The 15,918-nt window shown below is 69.7% G+C and carries 11 protein-coding genes; 1 reads left to right on the forward strand and 10 read right to left on the reverse strand.

The window, feature by feature from the left end; genetic code table 11:
* Positions 1–5 precede the first annotated feature (5 nt).
* The gene (locus tag ABIE19_RS15190) at positions 6–2,858 is read right to left on the reverse strand and encodes a tetratricopeptide repeat protein (RefSeq protein ID WP_354090056.1); all 2,853 of its coding nucleotides are present in this window, start codon (positions 2,856–2,858) and stop codon (positions 6–8) included.
* Between the two features lie 293 nt (positions 2,859–3,151).
* Between ABIE19_RS15190 and ABIE19_RS15195 the strand changes: the two genes are divergently transcribed.
* On the forward strand, positions 3,152–3,523 hold the full coding sequence (locus ABIE19_RS15195) for a DUF983 domain-containing protein (RefSeq protein WP_376854899.1): 372 nt from the start codon (positions 3,152–3,154) through the stop codon (positions 3,521–3,523).
* 3 nt (positions 3,524–3,526) lie between these two features.
* Here ABIE19_RS15195 and ABIE19_RS15200 read toward each other — a convergent pair whose 3' ends face one another.
* The 9 genes from ABIE19_RS15200 to ABIE19_RS15240 form a co-directional block, all read right to left on the reverse strand.
* The gene (locus ABIE19_RS15200; RefSeq protein WP_354090058.1) at positions 3,527–3,787 is read right to left on the reverse strand and encodes a hypothetical protein; all 261 of its coding nucleotides are present in this window, start codon (positions 3,785–3,787) and stop codon (positions 3,527–3,529) included.
* Positions 3,788–3,848: 61 nt separating this feature from the next.
* Complete coding sequence (locus tag ABIE19_RS15205; RefSeq protein ID WP_354090059.1) at positions 3,849–6,230, reverse strand: TonB-dependent receptor; 2,382 nt, start codon at positions 6,228–6,230, stop codon at positions 3,849–3,851.
* A 116-nt stretch (positions 6,231–6,346) separates the two neighbouring features.
* Entirely contained in the window at positions 6,347–6,673 is a 327-nt protein-coding gene (locus ABIE19_RS15210) for a hypothetical protein (protein ID WP_354090060.1), read from the reverse strand.
* Entirely contained in the window at positions 6,639–7,157 is a 519-nt protein-coding gene (locus ABIE19_RS15215) for a hypothetical protein (protein ID WP_354090061.1), read from the reverse strand. The genes ABIE19_RS15210 and ABIE19_RS15215 overlap by 35 nt, the downstream gene beginning before the upstream one ends.
* 13 nt (positions 7,158–7,170) lie before the next feature.
* Positions 7,171–7,644, reverse strand: coding sequence for a helix-turn-helix domain-containing protein (locus tag ABIE19_RS15220; protein ID WP_354090062.1), 474 nt, complete (start codon positions 7,642–7,644; stop codon positions 7,171–7,173).
* Between the two features lie 120 nt (positions 7,645–7,764).
* A complete protein-coding gene (locus ABIE19_RS15225; protein ID WP_354090063.1) occupies positions 7,765–9,384 on the reverse strand; it encodes an acyl-CoA dehydrogenase family protein in 1,620 nt (539 codons plus the stop codon).
* A 64-nt stretch (positions 9,385–9,448) separates the two neighbouring features.
* Positions 9,449–11,161 (reverse strand): N-acetylglucosamine-specific PTS transporter subunit IIBC, encoded by a 1,713-nt coding sequence (gene nagE / locus ABIE19_RS15230; RefSeq protein ID WP_354090064.1) that lies wholly within the window; start codon positions 11,159–11,161, stop codon positions 9,449–9,451.
* Positions 11,158–13,698, reverse strand: a complete 2,541-nt coding sequence (gene ptsP, locus ABIE19_RS15235) for a phosphoenolpyruvate--protein phosphotransferase (protein ID WP_354090065.1) — start codon at positions 13,696–13,698, stop codon at positions 11,158–11,160. The genes nagE and ptsP overlap by 4 nt, the downstream gene beginning before the upstream one ends.
* On the reverse strand, positions 13,698–15,845 hold the full coding sequence (locus ABIE19_RS15240) for a family 20 glycosylhydrolase (protein WP_354090066.1): 2,148 nt from the start codon (positions 15,843–15,845) through the stop codon (positions 13,698–13,700). The genes ptsP and ABIE19_RS15240 overlap by 1 nt, the downstream gene beginning before the upstream one ends.
* Positions 15,846–15,918 lie beyond the last annotated feature (73 nt).

Genomic DNA, 15,918 nt, shown 5'->3' on the forward strand with positions numbered 1-15,918 from the left:
AAAGATCAGGCGGCCGCGGCCGCTTGTGGACGGGCGGGGGCCGGACGGTCTCCGCCCGTTTTCTGTGGCGTCGTCCGCTCGCGGAACTGGGCCTTGGTCTGCGCGATCCAGCCGGCGTAGGTGTCGGCCCCGGCGCTGAGGGCGGCGAAGTCCTGGGGCCGGCCCGAACCGTCGGCGCCGTCCAGCCCCGCCAGGGCGATGCGGATCGCGCCCGACGCGCGCGCGCCGTCGGCGAAGCCGGAATAGTTGCGCGACAACCGGTTCAGGCTGGCGGCGTCCCGGGCCAGGGAATAGCCGACGCCTGCGCGGATCAGCCGGCTTTCCTCGTCCGCCGTCAGGGGAATGACCGTGTCGCGATAACGATTGCCGAGCTGCTGTTCATAGAGGGCCGCGGCCGCGCCCCACTGTTGCTGCTTCCACAGGATTTCGGCTCGCACGTCGCGAGCGGCGGGCGAGGCGTCCTTGCCCAGCACCTCCAGCGCGTGGTCATAGCGCCCCAACTCCATCAGGGCGCGAGCCTCAAGGGCGCGGCGCTCGGCGTTCATGGCCGTGGGCAGCAGGGTGGTGCGCGAGGACCAGATGGCCTGGAGCGCCTGTTCCGGCTGGCGGTTCATCAGGTAGACGGTCGCCAGATTGGTCGAGACCTGAGCCCGCGCCACCCCGTCCAGCCGGTTCTCGGCCTGGTATTTCAGCAGTTCGGCGGCCTGATCCAACAGATCGACGTCGATCAGGCGTCGCGCCAGACGCCTCACCATCTCGTCCCCGTCGGCGCCGACCGGCGTCAGTTCACGGAAGTCGAAGAAGAGGGCAAGGGCCTGGACCGGCTGCAGGCCGTCCGCCGCCCCGTCGAGGAAGAGCGCCCGGAAGGCGCCGTCCAGATCGGCCTGAAGCTTGTCGCCGCCCGGAAGCGTCATGATCTTGCGCCCCGCCGCCTTCAGCGTGGTCAGGGCCTCGCGATAGCGCCCCTGGGACAGGTAGAGCTCGCCCAGGGTGCGGATGACCGACAACTCGGTCATGTCGCCGCGCCAGCGCCATTTCAGCGCCTCCAGCTGGGCGGCGGCCTGATCGGGCTTCAGCGTTCCCTTGGCCATTTCCAGGCGCACCACGCCGAGACGGGCGGGGGTGGAAACGCCGTCCAGCGGGGCGCGCGCCACCGCCTTGTAGAGGGCCAGGGCCCGGTCGGGGGTCTGTTCCAGCTCGAACAGCTTGGCCTGGACCAGGCGGGCGGCCAACTGGTCCGGCGCCGAAATCTCCGGCTGGCTGAAGACATAGGCCAGCAATTCGCGCGCGGCGTTTAGGTCGCCAGTCTCGACCGCCGCCAGGGCGTGGGCCGTGCCGAAGCGGGCCCGCCATTCGGGGCTGAAGCCGTCGACCACGCCGGCGCCCGCCGCGAACCCCTGGCGCGCCGTGGCCCAGTCGCCGCGCTGGGCCGCGATATAGCCCTGCCAGACCCGGGTGGAGGGATCGCCGGCCAGGGCGGAAGAGGAAAAGTCGGCCTCGGCCTCGTCCAGGCGGCCGATGGAGGCGCGGGCCGCGCCGCGCAGTCCGCGCACCTCGGCCACGCCCTGCATGGCGGGGGTCTGCTTGACCAGGGCGTTAAGGACGCCGATCGCCTCATAGCCCAGGCCGTTGCCGACCAGGAAACGCGCCAGGGCCAGGCGGGCCTCGATCGGGGCGCGCGGATCGTCCACGGCGCGCATGCTCTCGCGCTCGGCCGCCTCCTGCAGTTGGGCGCGTCGCGCGATGAAGCCCCCCTCCTCCGATCCGCCCCAGTCGGCCAGGATCAGGGCTGGGCGCGGCGCGGCCTTGGGCGCGGTGTCGGCGTGGGCGGCGGCTTCCAGCCCCACGGTCGGGGGCGACAGGCTGAGCCCTCTCGGGCGGGACAGGACGACCACGTCCCCCTCGGCCTTGACGGTCAGGTCGTCCGTCGGGGTCTCAACCGCCAGGCCGTGGGCGGTCGGCAGCAGGTTCAGGTCCACCGTGCGCCGCCCCGTCCGCAGCCCCTTGCCGGGCGCCAGGGCGGTGACGGCGGCGAAACGATCGCCGACCATGGGGTCCGTCAGCCAGATCGTGCGGGTCGCCCCGGCCATGCGCGCGGTCAGGGCCGTCTGCGCCGTGTCGTCGCGCTCTATGTCCACGCCGCTGACCGAGGGCGCCATGCCGCCCAGGGTCACGACCCAGGCGGCGCCGTCGGCGCGGGCGGAGACGGCCTGTCCCTCGGCGGCCGGAATGCGGATGGCGGTGAAATCGGGACCCGCGGCCCAGCGCGCCTTGGCGGCGGCCCCGGCCTGTACGCCCTTGGGCATGTTCATGCGGGCAGCGGCGTCGAACACCACCCAGACCGCTTCCCCGCGTCGGAAGACGGCGGCGCCCACGGGCGCGGCCCAGCGGAAGGTCAGGCTGGTCGCCTCGTCCTTGATCTCGGCCGCGACGGGAACGACGCCCCCGGCCGGAACGGGCGAGGGACGGCTGCCGTCGGCGCGCGGGCCGGGCGCATAGAGGTTCAGCCACACCGCCCCGTCGGCCGAGCCCGTGCTGGCGGCCGCGCCCTCGGCCAGGGTCAGGACCAGCTCGGTCCCGCCCGGCGTGGAACGGGTCTCGATCTTCTCCACCCCCTTGGGCGGATCGACGCGCAGGCGGCTGACGTCGGGCGCGGCCGTCGTGCCGATGCGGACGACCACCACCCGGCCCTCCTGTCGCACGCGGGCGCGGGCGCCGACGACCCCGGCGAACTCGACCTTGGTGAAGACCGGATTGACGCCGACGCGGATCTCGACCGGATCGCCGGTGCGGGCCTGGGACTCGGCGTGGGGCGACAGGGGCGCGAGCACGACCACGCCCGCGGCCGCAGCGGCCACGGTCGTCTTCAGAACGCGCTTGCTGGCGGTTGCCCCGGACATCGGCCGCCATGCTGCCGCCAAGGGCTTTAATCGCGGTTAACGCCGGTTAAACCGCGAACGTCGATCGGGCGGGGGACGGGTAGGACAAAACACCCGCTTGCGGCGCGCGTCGGAAAATCCGACATCGGCGTATCGACGTCATGTCGCGCCGTTGTTCAGGAAAGCGTCTCGTGTCTGATCCCGTCTATCCCCCGCTCAACACGCTGAAGACCGGCGTGCGCTGCCGCTGCCCCCGCTGCGGCGAAGGGCCGCTGTTCGAGGGCTATCTGAAGATCCGCGAGAGCTGCCCGGCCTGCGGCCTGGACTACGGCTTCGCCGATCCGGCGGACGGCCCGGCCTTCTTCGTCATGTCGGCCGTGGGCGTGGTCGGCATGATCGGCTTCATGCTGTTCGAGTTCAACGTCCACCCGCCGATCTGGGTGCACTTCGCCGTCACCTTCCCCATCCTGGCCCTGATGTGCCTGGGCGTCCTGCGCCCCTTCAAGGGCTGGATGGTGGCCGAGCAATATTTCCACAAGGCCGAGGAAGCCACCTTCGTCAGCGTCGGCAAGCACGGCGAAGGCTACGGCTGGCGGGGCCAGGCCGAACGCGCCGCTCGCGAAAAGGCCCGCAGGGCCGACTGATCTCTACTGCGTCAGTTCGGGGATCAGGCCCAGGACCACGCCGCGCATGTTCGACTGCGGCTGCGCCATGGCCCGCACCAGCTGCAGGGTGTTGGCCGCCTGATCCAGGAAGGCGAACCGCGTCCGGTCGAAGCGGCAGTTCTGGAAGTTCGGCGGGGTTCCGCCCCGGAAGATCAGTTGCGCGCCCTCGAACCGGCAGTCGACGAAGGTCACGCCGTCCAGTTCCACATCTCCGGTCAGGGTCTTGCCGCGCGTCTGGGTCATGCCGTCTCTCCATGAATGGCGACGCCGGACATGGGGATTTCCACGCCCGGCGCCACCCGGGTCAGCGCATCACCCGCAAGGTCACGCCCACCGTCCTCGGCGCGCCGAGGAAAGCGCCCAGGGTTCCGCTCTGGAAGGGCGCGCCGAAGGCGACCTGGCGATAGTCCTGATCGAACAGGTTCCGGCCCCACAGCTCCAGGCTCCAGGCCTCGTCCCGCGCCAGGGCTACGCGGCCGTCCACCAGCCAGTGGCCAGGCTGGCTCTTGCCGGGATCAAGATCGGAGCCGGTGTTGTATTCCGACGAATACTTGGCCGCCAGGGTGATGCGTCCGGTCAGGCCCGCGCCGACCGGACGCTCATAGGTTCCAGCCAGGGAGCCGCTCCACAGGGGGGCGAAGGCCAGGCGACGTCCCGCCAGCAGGGGCAGGCCCGGCACAGGATCATCACCGTATTCGGTCTGGGCGTAGGTCAGGCCGCCCTGCAGCGACAGGCCCTCGAACGGGGTCAGCATGAAGTCCGCCTCCACCCCCTTGGCGCGAACCTCGGGCACGGAGCGGACCAGGAAGGTCGTCCCCAGGAAGGTGTTCAGCTGGAAGTCGTCATAGGTCTGACGGAAGGCCGCGGCCGAGACCAGCAGGCGACGATCCAGCAGGACGCTCTTGACCCCGACCTCCCAGGCGTCGGCGGTTTCCGCCGGGAAGGATCGCAAAACGTCGGGGATCATGTTGGTCTGGCCGCGATCCAGGTTGAAGCCGCCGTTCTTCCGGCCTCGCGACCAGGAGGCGTAGAGACGGGTCGCCTCGCCCGCCCGGAACTCGACGCGGGCCAGGCCCGTCCAGGCCTGATCCTTGACCGTGTCCGAAGATTTCAGGCCGTTGAAGGCCGGGTTGGACCAGGGCAGGCAGAGGGTGGCGTTGGTCACGCCGCGCCCCAGTGCGGCGGCGCAGGCGCGGCCGCCGTCGGTGTTGGCATAGGCCGCGTCCATGTCCTTGGTCTCATGCGTGCGGCGCAGACCCGCCGTCAGGGTCAGGCGGTCGGTGACGGCGTAGGCGGCCTGGGCGAACAGGGCGGCCGACCGGGCCGTCTGCCAATAGCGGTCCAGTTGCCCTTGACCTGCGACGAAGCTCTGACCGACCGGCAGGCCCGTCAGGGTCGAGACATAGGCCGGATCGCCCAGGGGATTGGCCGTCGAGCGCGACAGCAGGCGCCCGACATAGGCTTCATAGTCCGCGCCGTAGAAGAGGCTGTCGCGACGGGTCAGCTTCTCGTCCGCCAGGAAGAGGCCCGTCGACCAGTCCAGCCGTCCGTGCTCGCCCGACAGGCGGACTTCCTGCGTCAGGGTGCGGAAGCGGTTGGACCAACTGCCGTCGTCGGGGCGATAGGCCAAATCCGCCGAGGTGAAGTCCCAGTCCTGGCTGATGACGCCGCGCCAGTCGCGCACGGCCGACGTCGTCTCCAGGGTCGCCCAGCCCAGGTCGGCGGTCAGGTGCAGGGCCGCCCCCCGGTCGCGGATGCGGGTGTTGGTGTCGCGGTTGGACCAGGCGACCCGATCCCAGGGCCTGGGCGAGGCGGCCACGCCGCCGTCCGGCGCGAAGGTCGCCAGCAGCGCCGCCGTCGAGCCGGTGATCAGTTGCACGCCGACGCAGCAACGCTCGTCCCGCGCGGTCCAGTCGGCCGTCAGGCGCGCCGTCAGCCTGGGCGTCGCCCGCCACAGCAGTTGGCCGCGCACCGTGTCGTAGTCTTCGTTCTGATCGTCGTCCGCTGTGCGCGGGCCGTCGCCCGTCCGCACCGAATAGAGGCCGTCGCGACGACGGGCCGCGACATAGAGGCGGCCGGCCAGGACCTCGTCCAGGATCGGGCCGGTCAGGGAGACCGAGCCGCCCCGCGTCCCATGCTCGCCGACCGTCGCCTCTCCCGTCATGCGAGGCGTGAAGGACGGAACAGCGGTCACGACGTTGATGACGCCGGCCGAAGTGTTCTTGCCGAACAGGGTGCTCTGCGGCCCCTTCAGCACCTCGATGCGCTCAACCTCGCCCAGGTCGCCCAGAGCGGCGCCGTTGCGGGGGCGATAGACGCCGTCGATCATGACGCCGACGGAGCTTTCAAGGCCCGGGTTGTCGCCGACGGTGCCGACGCCGCGAATGCGGGCCGTGGTGAAGGTCTGGTTTGAGGTCGAGGCTACGACCAGGCCCGGCGTCAGGATCTGCAGATCCTTGATGTCGCGCACGCCCGCATCGTTCAGCAGGGGCTGGGTCGCCACCGTCAGGGACAAGGGCGCCGCCGCCAGCGGCTGCTCTTTCCGCTGGGCCGTCACCACGATCTCCGACACCTGGATCGCCCCGTCCGCCGCGCGCTCGTCGTCAGCGGCGAGAACGGGGGCGGCGAGACCGAGCACGGCGAAGGAGGCGGACGCGAGGCACGCGGCGCGAACAGAGAAGGTCATGGGGAGGAGGACCGCTGGGCGGAGCGACGGAACAGCATCGTCGCGGTGAGAGACCGCGCTCTAGCAGTCGCGTCGAAGCAGCGAAAGCCTGACCTTACGTCAACATCAGATGACTTTCAGGCCCGCCCGGCCAAGGGGCCGGAGGCCTGCGGATCAAAGCTGACCTCCACGCGGCTGTCGCCGCGCCCCAGGTCGTTGCGCACGGCGCCGCCGACACGGCAGAGACTCTCCAGATCCGGCTCGACGCCCGCCTCATGCGCCGTGATCAGATCCAGCAGGCGCTCCGCCTCCGCCAGGGAGGTCGGCTGCTGATCCAGAAGCCAGCGCTCCAGAGCATTCAGATTGACCGTCAGTCCGCCGGCGCGGACGGCGGTTTCCACCTTGTCGTTGCTCCAGCGACGCAACAGGTCACGCGCCGCTTCCATGCTCCATCGGCTCGCCATCACGCCGCTCCCGCAGGAAGCGCCGATCGGCGGCGATTTCCCACAGACCGACGAGGATCGAGATGCTGATCATGGTCCACATCCCCCAGTTCACGGTGATCACGGCCCAGGACATCCGCTTCATCACGATGAAGGGAACGGCGTGGGCGAGAACTGCGATCAGCACGAAGCCGGCGCAGAAAACGATCCACCACCGCTGCGCCCTCTCTGCGATCAACCATAGAGAGAAGAACAGTAAAATATCCAGCATAGCCGCCCAGATCAGCATGCCCGGGACGTAGAACATCTGCAGGACGCTGGTCGTCAACACCATGCCGACGATCGTCAGGACGGCCGCGCGATCGAAGGGTCCGCCACGCCGAAGCATCAACGCCAGACCCACCGCATTGGCGATCAACAATGTGAAATGAAGCGGATGCACGGAACCCCGTTGATGCTCGCATGACTCGCGCCCGCCCCCTGCGGATACGACGACCTCGATCAAGGTCGAGGGCGTCTTACATCAATCCAAGCCATCGCATGCGGTTCAAGGCTTCGAGGACAGGATGGACGAGGCTGACGCCGACCATGATGAAGATCAGCCAGACCAAGGCCCAGCCGATGACCAACCACAGCAGGGAGCCCCCCAGCTTCCTGGGTCGGCGCCAGCCGTCCAACGCCGCGTACCAGCCGTAGAGGCCAGAGCGGGTTTTCCTGTCCGCAACCGCCGCTGACGGCGCCGCAATGACAGGTTCAACTGGCGTAGAAATCGGGAGGTCGGATAGGGGGAGCGGCTCCCCTGAGTAGGAATCACTCAGACGCCGCGCAGCCTGCAAACGGTCGGAAACACCCAGCTTTTCATAGGCGCGGTGCAGGTGGTTCTGAACGGTGCGCGGCGATAGGCCCAACCGCTGTGCGATCTCCTTGTCGCCCAGCCGCTCTCCCGCCAACCGGACGATCTCCAGTTCGCGGGGGGTCAATTTGAAGCTCATTCCGTCTTGCGTCACATCCCATGGTTAGGATTGCGGCTTAGCTCGCGTCCAGAGGGAAATCGTCGTTCCTGCAAGTTTTACTTACAGGGTGGTCATCACGTCGCACCTTGCGCCGATGGATCAGACCGGCATGGCGCGATCCAGAATCGACCGAGCGTCGATCTGCGCCTCATAGGCGCCGTAGAAGGCCCCGCGCGATTGAAGCCTCAGGCGACAGAAGGCCTCGGCCAAGGGGCTCTTCGCCTCCAACAGCACTCCGGCCTGAGACGCCAGGGCCAGACGTTCAACCAGACTGCGCACGCCCATTTCCGAAGCAGAACCCACGTCGAACTCGTCCAGGAAGGCGTCATAGATGCGGTCGAGACCCCGTCGCCCGTCCAGCCAGGCGCGCAAGGCCTCGACCGATTCGGGCTCTCGGCCGAAGGCGCGCAGAACATCCAGGGCGATGACATTGCCTGACCCTTCCCAGATCGCGTTCAGCGGCGACTGGCGGAACAGGCGGGGCATGGGGCCGGTCTCGACATAGCCGGCGCCGCCCAGACTCTCCATCGCCTCGTAGGCCACGCCCGGCGCGCGCTTGCAGACCCAGTATTTGGCGACGGGCGTCAGCAGGCGACTCAGAGGGTCCTGCTCGTCGAAGGTCTGGGCCAGCCGCAGGGCCAGGGCCGTCGCCGCCTCGCTCTCCACCGCCAGGTCGGCCAGGGTCGCGGCCATCATGGGCTGGTCGATCAATCGCTTCTGGAAGGCCGCACGATGCGACGCGTGCCAGACGGCCTGGGCCAGGGCGCCGCGCATCTGCAAGGCCGAGCCGACCACGCAGTCCAGGCGCGTATGCTGCACCATGCGGATAATGGCGGCCACGCCGCGACCTTCCTCGCCGATCCTCTGGGCCAGGGCGCCTTGGTACTCGATCTCGGACGAGGCGTTGGACCGATCGCCCATCTTGTCCTTCAGCCGCATGACGCGGAAGCCCGCATTGCGCTGTCCGTCCGGTGCCCAGCGCGGGACCAGGAAGCAGGTCATGCCGCCGGGCGCATAGGCCAGGGTCAGGAAGGCGTCGGACATGGGGGCCGAACAGAACCACTTGTGTCCCGTCAGTCGATACCAGCCGTCTTCGCCTGTGGGTTCGGCCCGGGTGGCGTTGGCGCGCACGTCCGATCCGCCCTGTTTCTCGGTCATGGCCATGCCCAGGGTCACGCCCGCCTTTTCGACGGCCGGGCGGACGGCGGGGTCGTAGCGGCCCGACCTGACGCGAGGAACCCAGGCGTCGCCGACGGTCGGCTCCACCGCCAACGCCGGAACACTGGCGTAGGTCATGGTCATGGGACAGCTGGTCCCCGAATCCGCCTGCCCCGTGAGAAACAGGATGGCCGCGTGCAGCACATGGCCGTTCGCCGTCCCGTCCCAGGCGACCGACGCCAGCCCCGCCTCCAGTCCGAGGCTCATCAACTGATGATAGGCCGGATGGAACGTCACCTCGTCAATGCGACGGCCATAGCGGTCGTGCGTCTCCAGAACCGGCGGAACCCGGTTGGCCTGAACGCCCCAGTCGATGACCTCGGCCGAACCGCAACGTGCGCCCAGGTTCGTCAGCCGCGCTTCATGCGCCGCGCCGCCCGTCCGCCTCACAGCCTCCAACAAGGCCCGGTCGCCGGTGAACAGGTTGACGTCTTCCAGCGGCGGCGGCTGGTTCGTCACCTCATGGGTGTCCAGTTGGGCGATGGGCCGAAGCGAGGACATGGGCTGACTCCGTTTTCAGACGAAACCAGCTAACCACGTTCCGATCTTGCGTTGAAACCCCGAGTCAGACGCCCAGCAGTTGCAGACTGCGGGCGCCAGTGCTGACCACGCCGCGCGGCGCCAGGGCCTTGAGCCTGACCAGATCCGCCGAATTCGGTCTCACCAGTCGCACGCACAGACGCCCGGCCCGAACACTGAGGTCCTCCACGTTGTCGGCCCCGCCCAGGGCGCGCAGCATCTCGGACGACAGGATCGGAGCCGCATCCGTGACAACCGGTTCAGCGGTCTTCACGGCAGTCGACGACGGGGCCGGTGCAGATTCGCCCACCTGCGCCAGGCCGGAAAGGACCACGCGGATTTCGTCGGCCACGGCGTCGGCGATCGGTCCCAGGACGACCTGGAGCTGGCCGGCGCCGGGCGAGACGACGCCGCGCGCGCCCAGCCGCTTCAGCGCCGCCTCGTCCACGGCCTCGCGTGAACGGACGCCCAGGCGCAGCCGGGTCGTGCAGGCGGCGACCGAGGTCAGGTTGAGCGGCCCGCCCAGGGCGGCGACGAAGCCTTCCGCGCGTCCGCCCGCGACGTCAGGGGTCTGAGTGCTGGCCAGGGGCTCGTCGTCGCGCCCCGGCGTCTTCAGGTTGAAGACCGTGATGGCGACACGGAACAGGCCGTAATAGAGGCCGCCGTAGACGAGGCCGACCGGCAGCAGCAGCCAGGGCCGGGTCGAGCGGCCGAAGTTCAGCACATAGTCGAACAGGCCCGCCGAGAAGGTGAAGCCCAGCCGCACGCCCAGCAGGTCCATGACCACCATGGCGACGCCGGTCATGACCGCGTGGATGGCGTAGAGCACCGGAGCCAAGAACATGAAGGTGAACTCGATCGGCTCCGTCACCCCGGTCAGGAAGGCGGTCAGGGCCAGGGAGAAGAGCATGCCCCCGACCTCCTTCCGCCGATCCTTGCGCGCGGCGTGATACATGGCCAGGCAAGCCGCGGGCAGGCCGAACATCATCACCGGGAAGTGGCCGCTCATGAAGACTCCGGCGCTGGGGTCCCCGGCGAAGAAGCGGTTCAGGTCGCCGGTCGCGCCGTTGAAATCGCCGACGATGAACCAGGCCACATTGTTCAGGATATGGTGCAGGCCGGTGACGATCAGCAGTCGGTTCAGGAAACCGTAAACGAACAGGCCGATCTCGCCCGAACCGACGACGGCGCGACTGAAGGCGTCGATGGCGTGGTCGATGCCCGCGAAGCTCAGGCCGACGACCGCCGCCACGCCCAGGCCCGCCAGGCCGGTGACGATGGGCACGAAGCGACGCCCGGCGAAGAAGGCCAGATAGTCCGGCAGCTTGAAGGTCGAGAAACGATTGTAGCAGGCGCCGGCGATCAGGCCCGCGACAATGCCCATGGGCACGCCCAGACGGGACAGGGCCTCATCCTTGAACGCCTTGGCGGCCGCATCCGCCGCGTCGCCGGAAAGCCCCGCCAGGACCTCCGGCGGGACAGACAGCAGGACCTTGGACGCCTCGACCGAGATCAGGAAACCGACCACGCCCGCCAGACCCGCGGCGCCGTTGTTGTCGCGCGCCAGGCCGACCGCCACGCCGACCGCGAACAGCAGGCCCAGGTTCGAGAAGACCGCCTGCCCCGCCGCCGAGACGAAGGCGATGTCCAGCAGATCCGGCTGGCCCAGGCGCAGCAGCAGCCCCGCCATGGGCAGGACCGCGATGGGCAGCATCAGGGCTCGGCCCAGGGGCTGCAGGCTGGAGAGTCCGATCTTCATGCGACCGCTCCGACGACAGGGGTTTTGAGAAGGGCGGCCAGACGGTCTTCGGCCAGGGCGCGAACCGCCTCGGCGCTGTCCAGCGACAGGGCCTGGGCCGCCAGGTCGCGGCAGTCCTCCAGGGTCACGGCGCGGGCCACGGCCTTGATCTCGGCCACCATGGAGGGGGCGGCCGACAATTCGGTCACGCCCAGGCCGATCAGGATGGGCGCGGCGACGGGATCGGAGGCAAGACCGCCGCAAACCCCGACCCAACGCGTTCCGGCCGCTCCGGCGGCCGTCTGGGCGATCAGGCGCAGGACGGCGGAATGCAAGCCGTCCAACTGGGCCGCGAGATGAGCGTTCTGGCGATCCATGGCCAGGGCGTATTGCGTCAGGTCGTTGGTCCCGATCGAGACGAAGTCGATATGGGGCGCCAGAAGGTCCGCCGTCACGGCGGCCGCCGGGGTTTCGATCATCACCCCCAGCAAAGGCGCGGACGTCCCCGTCTCGGACGCGGCGATGTCCAGCAGGGCGCGGACCTGACGGATCTCGGCGGCGGAGGCGATCATGGGCAGCATGACCGCGACCGTCCCCTTCGAGCGGACACGGCATATGGCGCGAAGCTGGGTCAGCAGCAGGTCGGGGCGATGCAGGCCCGTCCGTACGCCGCGCAGGCCCAGGGCCGGGTTCTCTTCCTGCGGCATGGGCAAATAGGGCAAGGGCTTGTCCCCGCCCGCGTCCAGGGTGCGGACGACCAGGGGCCGTCCGTCCAGAGCGTCGGCGATGGCCTGGTACTGGGCCAGTTGCTCGTCCTCGGTCGGGGCGCTCTGGCGTTCCAGGAAGAGGAATTCGGTGCGCAGCAGGCCGCAGCCCTCGGCGCCGCCGGCCACGGCGGGCGCGGCCTCGGCCGCGTCGCCCAGGTTGGCGAAGACCTCGATGCGGACGCCGTCGGCGGTGCGGCAGTCCTCGGCGGCCAGGGCGCGGGCCTCGGCCCGACGGCGATCGCGAGCGGCGACGGCGCTCTGCGCCCGGGCCTGACGGGCGGCGGACGGATGGGCGATCAGGCGACGTCCGTCGGCGTCCAGCACCACCAGGGCGCCGTCATCGACTTCTTCCAGCCCGACGCCGACGGCCACCAGGGCCGGCACGCCCATGGCCGCCGCCAGGATGGCGACATGCGAGGTCGGCCCGCCGCGCGCGGTGCACAGGCCCGCCACCTTGACCGCGTCCAGCGCGATCAGTTGCGACGGCAGCAGATCGTCGGCCAGGATGACCGATCCGGCGCCCAGAACCATGGGCGCGGGCGCGGCCTCGCCTGAGAGTTCGATCAGGACCTGGCGCTCCAGATCCATCAGGTCGTCGGCGCGTTCAGCCGTGCGCGCATCGCCCAGCGAGCGGAACAGGGCCACGCCCCCTTGGGTCGCCGTGCGCCAGGCGAAGCCCGCGCTGCGCCCCGCCTCGACGGCTTCCTGCGCCGTGGCCAGCAGGCCGGGGTCGTCCAGGAAGGCCAGGTGGGCGGCCAGGATGGCGCGACGATGCGACCCGCCCGACGCCACCGAGGCCTCGATCCGCCCTCGCACCGCCGACAGGGCCTGTTGCAGGGCCGCCTGTTCCAGCATGACGCCCCGGCCGTGCTCCGGAACCTCGATCTCGGCCTGACGCAGGCGCACGGCCCGGCCAAGGGTCAGGCCAGGAGCGGCCGTAACGCCTGTGAAGATCAGTTCGCCGTCCTCGCCTGTTTCCGGCGCGGCATGGGCCGCAGGCGTCGGCGAGGCGGGCGCCGCCGCCTCGTGCGCGGCGCCCTCGCCCAGGCCCGAGGCGATGAGGACGGTCAGAGCCTCCAGCGCCTGTTCGGCCTGCGGCCCTTCGGCCGAAAGAATCAGGTCGTCGCCGTCCTTCAGCCCGAGGGTCATCATGGCCGTCAGGCTGGTCGCCTCGGCCGAACGCTCGCCGAAGGACAGACGGATGCGGGAGTCGAAGTCACGAGCGGCGGCGGCGATGCGCGAGGCCGGGCGCGCATGCAGGCCATGGGGCAGCGGCGCACGCACGGTGCGGCTCAGGACGGCCCCGCCCACGCCTCCTGCCTTCGCCTGAGCAACGGCGATCTCAACGGCCATGATCGGCTCGCCCGCCGCGACGGACCGGTCCAGGGGCAGCAGGCGCACCCTGCCCTCATTGGCCAGAAGAACCGGCGAGATCAGGCTCCTGGCTCCGGCCGCGATCACGTCCAGATCCAAGGTCAGCAGGGGATCGCCTAGACGCACCCGCGCCCCGGCGGCGACATGAGTGGTGAAGCCCGCGCCGTTCAGGCCGACCGTCTCTAACCCCAGGTGGATCAGGATTTCCGGCCCCAGGTCGGAGCGGACGCTGACGGCGTGGCCGGTGCGGGCCACGCCCGCCACCACCCCGTCGAAGGGCGCGCGCACCGTCGTCCCCGTCGGATCGAGCGCCAGGCCGTCGCCGACTATCCGCCCGGCGAAGGCCTCGTCCAGGACCTCGTCCAGGGAACAGGCCCAGCCGTCGATCGGGGCGTGGACGATCAATTCGGCCGTCATCAGTCGCCCTCATGCTTGGCGGCGGGATCGGACACCTTCACCCAGTCGACGCCCCACATCGGATCGAGCTCTTTCTGCGTGAACTTCAGGCACAGATCATGCCGCCCGGCCCGCGCGGGCAGCCGACCCGACAGGGTGGTGATCCCGTCGTTTCCGGCGGCTTCGGCCAGGGGGATGATCAGGGCCGGCTCGCCCTCGCAGCCGCCGATGCGGACCTCCAGTTCTCCCGCCGGGGTGCGCGGCGCGCCCAGGCGAATCTTCTCCCGGTCGGCGCCGATCTGGAAGTTGAAGGGAACCTGGCCTACGGCCGCCTCGAAGTTCAGACCCCGGCTCAGGTCGGCCGACTGGTAGATCCAGCAAGGATTGAAGATGTCCATCAGCAGGGCCGGACGCTCGCCTTCCAGCGGGGCGTCGTCGATCAGCGACAACGGCAGGGCTGCGGTGCACAGCTTCAACTGATGATCATAGCGCCGCTCGCCGTCCGGCGGCGTCGAGGCCGGCGCCTCGCTCAGGCCGATGGTCGCATAGTCGACGCCCAGGCTGCGATAGCGGGCCAGTTGCGGGTCCAGGCGGGCGCGGAAGTCGGCGAAGTCCATCCGCTCATGCGGTGTCCAGGCCATTTCGGCCAGGGCCGAGATACGGGGGAAGGCCTGGTACTCGACCCGATCCTCGGTCCGCATATGTTCGGTGAAGAGGTTGGCCTGAACGCCGATCACGCGCCCGGCCTGCTCCGGCGTCAGTTCGTCCGGCGTCGGATCGAAGCTGTAGACGTCGCGCAGGGTCGAGGTGAAGCCGCGTCCCGGCGAACCGTCGTCGGCGCTCTGGCGGTTGTCGAGATAGAGGACTGGCGCGGGCGACATCACCGTGTCGTGGCCCAGGCGCGCAGCCTCGATCGCCCCCTCGACGCCGCGCCAGGACATGACGCTGGCGTTCGGATTGATGCCGCCTTCGAGGATTTCGTCCCAGCCGATCATGCGACGGCCATGGTCGTTCAGACGCTTTTCCAGACGGGCGACGAACCAGGACTGCAGCTTCTCTTCGTCGGCCAGACCCAGTTCGCGCATCCGCTCCTGGACGCGGGCCGAGGCCTTCCACTGGTCCTTGACCGCCTCGTCGCCGCCGATGTGGACGTATTCCGAGGGGAAGAGCGCGACCACCTCGTCCATGACGTTCTCGAGGAAGGCCAGGGTGGATTCCTCGACATTGAAGAGGGTCGGATAGACGCCCCAGTCGGCGGGCACGGCCGTGACGGCGGCACCGGGAACATCGGTCACGCCCAGCTCGGGATAGGCGGCGACCGCCGCGCTGGCGTGGCCGGGCACGTCGATCTCGGGCACGACGACGATGTTGCGCGCCGCCGCATAGGCGACGATGTCGCGCACCTGGTCCTGGGTATAGACGCCGCCGTAGAGACGAGGCCGACCCGTCGCCGGATCGATATCGTTCTGCGCCGCTGCGCCGGCGTGGACGCGCCAGCCGCCGACCTCGGTCAGCTTCGGATAGCGCTTGATTTCCAGCCGCCAGGCCTGGTCGTCGGTCAGGTGCCAGTGGAAGACGTTCAGCTTGTGCGTCGCCATCCAGTCGATGAAGCCCTTGATGAACTCGGGCGACTGATAGTGGCGGGCGGAATCCAGCATGACCCCGCGCCAGCCGAAGCGCGGATAGTCGTCGACAGCGACCGCCTGAAGGGTTGCGGCCCCCTGCCCCTCCTCGGCCGTGGCCAGCTGCCACAGGCTGATCCCGCCGTAGAGCAGGCCGCCGAAATCCCCGGCGACGATAGCGGCGCCGTTTCCAGTCACCTCCAGACGATAGGCGTCGGCCCGACCGCCCTGCGAACGACGGAAGACGACGGCGCCGCGAACCGGCGCATCGCCCTCGCGGACGATCAGGTTCAGGCCGCGCGTGCGGCGCATCAGATCGGCGAAATAGGCGGCCGCGCGGGCGGCTTCGACGTCGCCGCGCGGAACCACGATCGGTGCGGCCTCCGTCAGGGCGAAGACGCCGGCGGTCGGCGTCGAGGCGACAGGCCGGGGTATGAGGGCGGGCGCCTGATCCCCCGCCTGGGCCGAGGCGGCCGTCAGGCTCAGGGCCGAGGCCAGCGCCAGAGTCAGCAGGGGCGCGATCGCCCTTCGAACGGCCGGATTCATACGCAGTCTCGCATCAAAAAAAGAGCGCGGGACGTGGACGCCCCGCGCCAGTCTGGCCTCAGGAGAAGGCCTT

The organism is Brevundimonas faecalis (assembly GCF_040549405.1).
Taxonomy (GTDB): domain Bacteria; phylum Pseudomonadota; class Alphaproteobacteria; order Caulobacterales; family Caulobacteraceae; genus Brevundimonas; species Brevundimonas faecalis.

Coding starts and splice junctions, on each gene's coding strand:
- ABIE19_RS15225 (WP_354090063.1), bottom strand. CDS start 9,384: ATGTCCTCGCTTCGGCCCATCGCCCAACTGGACACCCATGAGGTGACG.
- ptsP (WP_354090065.1), bottom strand. CDS start 13,698: ATGACGGCCGAATTGATCGTCCACGCCCCGATCGACGGCTGGGCCTGT.
- ABIE19_RS15240 (WP_354090066.1), bottom strand. CDS start 15,845: ATGAATCCGGCCGTTCGAAGGGCGATCGCGCCCCTGCTGACTCTGGCG.
- nagE (WP_354090064.1), bottom strand. CDS start 11,161: ATGAAGATCGGACTCTCCAGCCTGCAGCCCCTGGGCCGAGCCCTGATG.
- ABIE19_RS15205 (WP_354090059.1), bottom strand. CDS start 6,230: ATGACCTTCTCTGTTCGCGCCGCGTGCCTCGCGTCCGCCTCCTTCGCC.
- ABIE19_RS15220 (WP_354090062.1), bottom strand. CDS start 7,644: ATGAGCTTCAAATTGACCCCCCGCGAACTGGAGATCGTCCGGTTGGCG.
- ABIE19_RS15210 (WP_354090060.1), bottom strand. CDS start 6,673: ATGGCGAGCCGATGGAGCATGGAAGCGGCGCGTGACCTGTTGCGTCGC.
- ABIE19_RS15200 (WP_354090058.1), bottom strand. CDS start 3,787: ATGACCCAGACGCGCGGCAAGACCCTGACCGGAGATGTGGAACTGGAC.